General features: G+C 53.8%; 5 protein-coding genes and 1 tRNA gene. 4 read left to right on the top strand and 2 right to left on the bottom strand.

What is annotated here, in order from left to right; genetic code table 11:
- Positions 1 to 20: 20 nt before the first annotated feature.
- Positions 21 to 96 (bottom strand) — tRNA-Gly (locus CAG64_RS10155).
- Between the two features lie 179 nt (positions 97 to 275).
- The gene (gene orn, locus CAG64_RS10150; RefSeq protein WP_021707382.1) at positions 276 to 821 is read right to left on the bottom strand and encodes an oligoribonuclease; all 546 of its coding nucleotides are present in this window, start codon (positions 819 to 821) and stop codon (positions 276 to 278) included.
- Positions 822 to 938: 117 nt separating this feature from the next.
- Between orn and rsgA the strand changes: the two genes are divergently transcribed.
- From rsgA to CAG64_RS10130, 4 genes are all read left to right on the top strand, one after another.
- Positions 939 to 1994, top strand: a complete 1056-nt coding sequence (gene rsgA, locus CAG64_RS10145) for a small ribosomal subunit biogenesis GTPase RsgA (protein WP_161488288.1) — start codon at positions 939 to 941, stop codon at positions 1992 to 1994.
- 111 nt (positions 1995 to 2105) lie between these two features.
- Positions 2106 to 2984: an archaetidylserine decarboxylase gene (gene asd, locus CAG64_RS10140; protein WP_161451644.1), complete on the top strand. Its 879-nt coding sequence runs from the start codon at positions 2106 to 2108 to the stop codon at positions 2982 to 2984.
- Between the two features lie 170 nt (positions 2985 to 3154).
- A complete protein-coding gene (locus tag CAG64_RS10135) occupies positions 3155 to 4570 on the top strand; it encodes an SLC13 family permease (protein WP_161451646.1) in 1416 nt (471 codons plus the stop codon).
- Between the two features lie 251 nt (positions 4571 to 4821).
- Positions 4822 to 6702, top strand: coding sequence for a methyl-accepting chemotaxis protein (locus tag CAG64_RS10130; RefSeq protein WP_161488289.1), 1881 nt, complete (start codon positions 4822 to 4824; stop codon positions 6700 to 6702).
- Positions 6703 to 6756 lie beyond the last annotated feature (54 nt).

Here is a 6756-nt window from a genome sequence, read left to right as displayed (position 1 = left end):
TACTTTCTGCTTAAAGAAAGTGGAGCGACACACGAGGTTCGAACTCGTGACCTCAACCTTGGCAAGGTTGCGCTCTACCAACTGAGCTAGTGTCGCATCAACAACGTTTCCGTCGTTTAGGGCTGCGAATTATAAGAGCATTTTTTTGTGATGCAAGTCCTTCGCGCCAAAAAAAGTCATTTTTTTTCTGTTTGACGAAAAACCACACAACTCCGGGTAACAAAGCAACGCCTGGCGTTGTTTTTACCATCAGCGGAGTTTTCGCAGCCGAGCGATTATATCTTAAAAATCGTTTCGCGGTAATATTTTAGCTCAGCGATTGACTCACGAATATCGTCCAGAGCCAAATGACTGCCCTGTTTGGTGAATCCGTCGAGCACTTCAGGCTTCCAGCGTCGGGTCAGCTCTTTGAGCGTACTGACGTCAAGGTATCGGTAGTGGAAATAGGTTTCCAATTCCGGCATATACCGATACAGGAAGCGGCGATCCTGCCCAATACTGTTACCACAAATCGGTGATTTTCCTTTCGGTACCCACTGCTCCAGAAAAGCTAAGGTCTGACGCACCGCTTCCGCCTCATCGATCTGGCTCTGACGAACCCGCGCCACCAGCCCGCTGTTGGTGTGTGTGGTAGTACACCACTCATCCATTTTCGCCAGCTCCGCTTCCGATTGATGAACCGCCAACACGGGCCCTTCTGCAAGGATATTCAGTTCACTGTCGGTGACGATGGTCGCGATTTCAATAATTTTGTGCGTTTCGGGATCCAGACCGGTCATTTCTAGATCGACCCAGATTAAGTTCTGGTCACTAAAGGACATAGAGACGTTGCCTATTTGTTTGCCGATAAAAAAGGTACTATACCCAAATTGAGATCCCCAAGATAGGTGTATGCCGGCAGTGATAGTTCGGTGCACCTGCGATCATTGAGACAAATTGTGGCAAAGAAGAAAAAACTGACCAAAGGTCAGGTAAGACGAGTTAGAAGTAATCAAAAGCGCAAGCTCACTCAGGAAGAAACCGTTCAGTGGGACGAAACCATGCTGGGTGGCAGCAAAACCGGGTTGGTTATCACCCGCTTTGGCCAGCACGCCGACATCGAAGACACCGAGACCAAAGAGGTACATCGCTGTAATCTGCGCCGGGGTATTGAAACGCTGGTGTCCGGAGACAAAGTGATCTGGCGTTCTGGTCTGGAATCGATGGACGGCATTTCCGGTGTGGTGGAAGCTGTCGAACCTCGCAGCTCTGTGCTGACTCGCCCGGATTACTACGACGGTCTGAAACCAGTGGCCGCCAACGTCGACCAGATGGTGATCGTCTCTTCTGTCCTGCCGGAGCTGTCTCTCAATATCATTGACCGGTATCTGGTGGTGTCTGAGACACTCAACATTGTACCGCTGCTGGTGCTGAACAAAATCGATCTGCTGGATGAAGAGCAGCATACCCTCTACCGCGAGTGGATGAGTGAATATCAGCGCATTGGTTATCGAGTTGTGCTGGTCAGTAAAGAGAGCGGCGAAGGCATCACAGAGCTCGAAGACCAGCTGCGCGATCGCGTCAATATCTTCGTTGGTCAGTCTGGGGTGGGCAAATCCAGTCTGGTGAACGCCCTGATGCCAGGTCTGGACGTCGAAGAAGGAGAAGTCTCGCAAAACTCGGGGCTGGGCCAACACACCACCACCGCTGCGCGCTTGTACCACTTCCCATCCGGTGGCGATCTGATTGATTCGCCGGGCGTACGCGAATTCGGCCTGTGGCACCTGGAAGCCGACGAAGTCACCGAGGCATTTGTCGAATTTCGTCCCTACCTCGGTGGCTGTAAATTCCGTGACTGCAAACATCTGGACGATCCCGGCTGTTTGCTACGTGAAGCGGTTGAAAACGGCGAGATCAGCGAAGTACGCTTTGATAACTATCATCGCATTCTGGAAAGCATGGCGGAAAACAAAGCCAACCGTCAGTATTCCCGCAACAAAAAAGCCGACCTGTAACACACTCCTTGGCGACGCGAGATGAGACACTGCTGACAAGCGGTGCCTTTTTAAGTACTATCTCGCGCCCTGAAGATTTGAAACCGACTATTAACATTGGAACGAAACACAATGGACAAGATTAAAGTTGGACTGCAGTACTGGATTCCTCAGCACGGCCTGACCCGCCTGATGGGCAAACTGGCGTCAGCCCAGGCTGGCGGTCTGACCACCGCTGTGATCCGCTGGTTCATCAAAAAATACCACGTCAATATGGACGAAGCGCGCCACTCTGATCCGACACATTTTAAGACCTTCAATGAGTTCTTCGTACGTGAACTGAAAGGCGATGCACGCCCGCTGGCAGACGGGGCGGATCTCATCACGCACCCGGCTGACGCGTGTGTCAGCCAGTTTGGCCCCATCGAAGACAGCCAACTGATCCAAGCTAAAGGTCATTACTTCAGCGCTCAGGAGTTGCTGGGGGGGGACGAGCAACTGGCCGCCGAGTTTGCCGATGGTGAGTTTGCCACTCTGTACCTGTCACCACGTGATTATCACCGGGTGCACATGCCATGTGATGGGGTATTGCGTCAGATGATTTACGTACCGGGCGATCTGTTTTCGGTCAACCCGCTGACGGCAGAAAACGTACCAAACCTGTTTGCGCGCAACGAGCGTGTGGTGTGTATTTTCGATACCGAATTCGGCCCGATGGCCCAAGTTCTGGTCGGCGCCACCATCGTCGGCAGCATTGAACTGGTCTGGGCAGGCACGGTCACGCCACCGCGTGGCAACACCGTTTACCGTTGGGATTATCCGGCGCAGGGAACTCAGTCCGTGGTATTGAAAAAAGGTCAGGAAATGGGCCGTTTCAAACTGGGCTCGACCGTGATCAACCTGTTCGCCAAAGACGCCATCCGGTTTGATGACAGCATCCAGGACAACGCACCGACACGCATGGGCGCCCCATATGCGTACCGTAAAACCGAGCAAAGTGATACAGAATAATCCCTTCACTCAGCACCTTTCCAAGCCCCGTACCTCACGGGGCTTTTTATTGATGAAAAACAAAACAATCGCATAAAAATCCGCGACATATCAAAACTCTAAGCTTGGTCTAAGACCCACCGCCACGCATCTCTTATGCTAATGACACCGACCTTGTCAGAGAGTGCATTATGCCGACGATGAAAACCGAGACAGTCATCAAGCTGCTCATCTGCTTCCTGCTCCCACTCGGTGTCCTGATGATGCCAATGGATGCGATACCGATCGACAACCTGACCCTGATCCAACATCGCCTGCTGGCGATTTTCCTGCTGGCGGCTCTGCTGTGGGTATTGGAACCGGTGCCGGTGTTTGCCACCTCCATTCTGATCATCGCTCTGGAACTGGTGATGATTTCCGACAAAGGCCTGCACCTGTTCCGCACGCCGCCCAGCGGCCACGACTTGGGGCAGCTATTAGCGTATACCGACATTTTCAGCGCCTTTTCTTCGCCGATCATTATTCTGTTCATGGGTGGCTTCGCGCTGGCGATCGCCGCTTCCAAATATGAACTGGACAACAACCTGGCCCGGGTGCTGTTAAAACCGTTCGGGAATCAGCCCAGATTCATTATGCTCGGCCTGATGCTGATCACGGCCGTGTTCTCAATGTTCATGTCCAATACCGCCACCACCGTGATGATGCTGGCACTGCTTGGCCCGATCGTCGCATCAGCGCCAAAAGGTGATCTGGGAATCAAAGCGTTGGTGCTGTGTATTCCCATCGCCGCCAATACCGGAGGCATCGCGACCCCCATCGGCACGCCCCCTAATGCGATTGCCCTGCAATACCTGACAGGGGAACACAGCATCAGCTTTCTCAGCTGGATGATGATGGGGCTACCGTTTGTTATTCTACAACTGACCATCGCCTGGTTTTTACTGCAGAAGCTGTTTCCGTCGACTCAGGTCCGCATGGAGCTCAAACTCAATGGTCAGTTCAGTATGCAATGGCGCGCGATTGTGGTGTACGTCACCTTTGCCGCCACCATATTGTTGTGGATGACCACACAACTGCACGGCATGAACACATACGTGGTGTCGATCATTCCCCTCGCGGTATTCACCCTGACCGGCATCATGGGTAAAGAGGAGCTTAAGTTGATCAACTGGGATGTATTGTGGCTGGTTGCCGGCGGGATCGCGATCGGCATCGCACTGGATCACACCGGTCTGGCAGCCGCGCTGGCTCATGCTATCCATTATGAAGCGCTGTCACCGATGGCGGTGGTGATTGCTCTGTCGATGGTGTGCTGGCTGATGGCAAATTTTATGTCCAACACCGCCACTGCCAACTTGTTGATGCCGATCGCCGCAGCGATTGGCAGTTCCATGGACAGCCTGACAACCGTCGGTGGCCTGCAGGGGTTGCTGGTGATCGTCGCCTTCTCGGCCTCACTGGGGATGATTCTGCCAGTATCGACACCGCCGAACTCGCTCGCCTATTCCACCGGGCTCATCGAGAGTAAAGATATGGCCAAAACCGGCCTGATCATGGGCGTGATCGGTCTGTTGGTGGTGTATGGTGCCGCGCTGATGCTCACCTGATGTAACTCCGACCTCCGCGACAGAATTTCTGGATCGGAGGTCACATCATCGCAAATCCACCCCATATATACGCAATTTGGCGATAATCCACACATTTAATACGTCGACGCGATCAAATTACTCACTGCCGTCATCCACTACTATCAGCGGATGCTGTGAAGCATCTCCGTCAATTCACAACCATAACAAGGCGGAGTATGAGCCCAATCGAGGCCTGTTAGGCACTCTTCTGCTGTAATGAAGGAAAGGCAATGAGAAACACAATAAAGTTTAAAATTCAAATCGCCATAGCGATCATCATCGCGATAGTCAGCGGTGTTCAGGCATGGATTTCGGTCAGTCAACTGAGGCAGGAAACCACCTCAGCCATCAGCCAGGAAATGGAAAATGCCAGTCGGGCAACCACGCGCTACATCAGTGACTGGCTGGCCACGCGCAGCAGCATGATGCTCGCCAACGAGAAGGCGATTGCAGACCAATCCAACGCCGACCGCGAGCTGCTGGTGACCAAACGGGCTGGGAACTTCCTTTCGGTGTACGCCGGTTTCAATGACGGCAGCATTGCCTACGGCGACAAAACCGAAGATTGGCCCACCGATTACGATCCGCGCAGCCGCCCCTGGTATCAGGATGCCATGGCCAGCAACGGTCTGATCATCACTGAACCCTACCAGGACTTTGATGGCAGCATCGTTGTCAGTATTGCTAAAGCCTTTTCCGGGCAAAAACGCGGGGTACTGGCGGCGGATCTGACCGTCACCAACATCATTAAAGAGGTTCTCAACCTGCGTCTGGACAACAATGGTTTTGCGTTTCTGGTCGATGGCCAGAACAACATCGTGGCGTATCAGGATGAAAAACTGAGTCAGAAACCACTGACCAACCTCAATCCGGCGCTGACCGCCAGTCAGGTGGCCGAGTTGACCCACCAGAGCAGCATCACCACTGTCGACTGGCCAGCAAAGAACGAACAGCTGGTGTATCTGGCTTCAGTGCCTAACACCGACTGGTCTCTGGGTATCGTGGTCGACAAACAGATGGCATACGCTTCGGTCTCGGAGCAGATTACCTTTACCGCCATCGCGTCGGTGGTGTTGTACGTGATCATCGCGACCATCAGTACATTGATCATCACCCGCTTATTGATGCCACTCAAAACTCTGTCTGATGCGGTACAGGAACTGTCTCAGGGGGAAGGCGATCTGACTCAGCGTATCGACATCAAACGGATGGACGAAATCGGCGAACTGGCGACACACGTCAACCAGTTCCTCAGCCAGTTGCAGCAGATGCTGCGGGGCATCGTCGATCACAGCCAGACTTTGTCGGATCAGGCCGGTCAGGCCAGCTCCCTTTCTATGCAGGCTGCTGACCGGGTCGAGCACCAGCAGAACGACGTCAACCAGATCGCCACCGCGATCCACGAAATGTCGGCCACCGCCGCCGAAGTGGCCAGCCACGCCGAACTGACCGCAACGGCCTCCCAAGCCTCGGCCAGTGCCTGTCAGGACGGCCAACAGGTGATCGAGCAAAACCGCTCATCTATTATCAGCCTGGCCAATCAGGTCACCAGTGCCGCCGATGTCATCAGCGAGCTGGAAAACAACGCCCAGAGCATCAACCAGATCCTGTCCACCATTCAGGATATTGCCGAGCAGACCAACCTGCTGGCCCTCAATGCCGCGATCGAAGCCGCACGTGCGGGTGAGCAAGGGCGCGGTTTTGCCGTGGTGGCGGATGAAGTTCGGGTACTGAGCCAGCGTACCCACGGCTCCACCGAGGAGATCCGGGCCATGATTGAAACACTGCAGGGCAACACCCGTCAGGCCGTTGACAGCATGCAAACCAGCACTCAGTTGGCGGACACCAGTGTCAGCTACGCGCAGGAAGCTCAGGACAGCTTGTCGAAAATCACAACTGCAATTAATGAAATCAATGATATGGCCTTGCAAATCGCCAGTGCGGCGGAAGAGCAGCGTGCGGTCAGTGAAGACATCAGTCGCAATACACAAGGCATCAAAGACGCCTCCGATGCGCTGGCTCAGCAGTCCATCCAGAGCAGCGAAAGTGCGACAGACATGAACCGAGCGGCGGACGCAATGCGCCAGCAGATCAGTCGCTTTAAAGTCTGATCTCACCCGGCCTCAATCTTTGCTTTGTGACCCGGCCTGATTGATGCATAGTGA

This window comes from Vibrio sp. V38_P2S17PM301 (assembly GCF_009904845.1).
Lineage (GTDB): Bacteria > Pseudomonadota > Gammaproteobacteria > Enterobacterales > Vibrionaceae > Vibrio > Vibrio proteolyticus.
Note: the sequence above shows the minus strand (reverse complement) of the source record. Positions and strands in the feature narration are given on the sequence as shown.

Bases quoted from the DNA above. Each gene is read 5' to 3' on its own strand.
- orn (WP_021707382.1), bottom strand. From the start codon at position 821: ATGTCCTTTAGTGACCAGAACTTAATCTGGGTCGATCTAGAAATGACC.
- asd (WP_161451644.1), top strand. From the start codon at position 2,106: ATGGACAAGATTAAAGTTGGACTGCAGTACTGGATTCCTCAGCACGGC.
- CAG64_RS10135 (WP_161451646.1), top strand. From the start codon at position 3,155: ATGCCGACGATGAAAACCGAGACAGTCATCAAGCTGCTCATCTGCTTC.
- CAG64_RS10130 (WP_161488289.1), top strand. From the start codon at position 4,822: ATGAGAAACACAATAAAGTTTAAAATTCAAATCGCCATAGCGATCATC.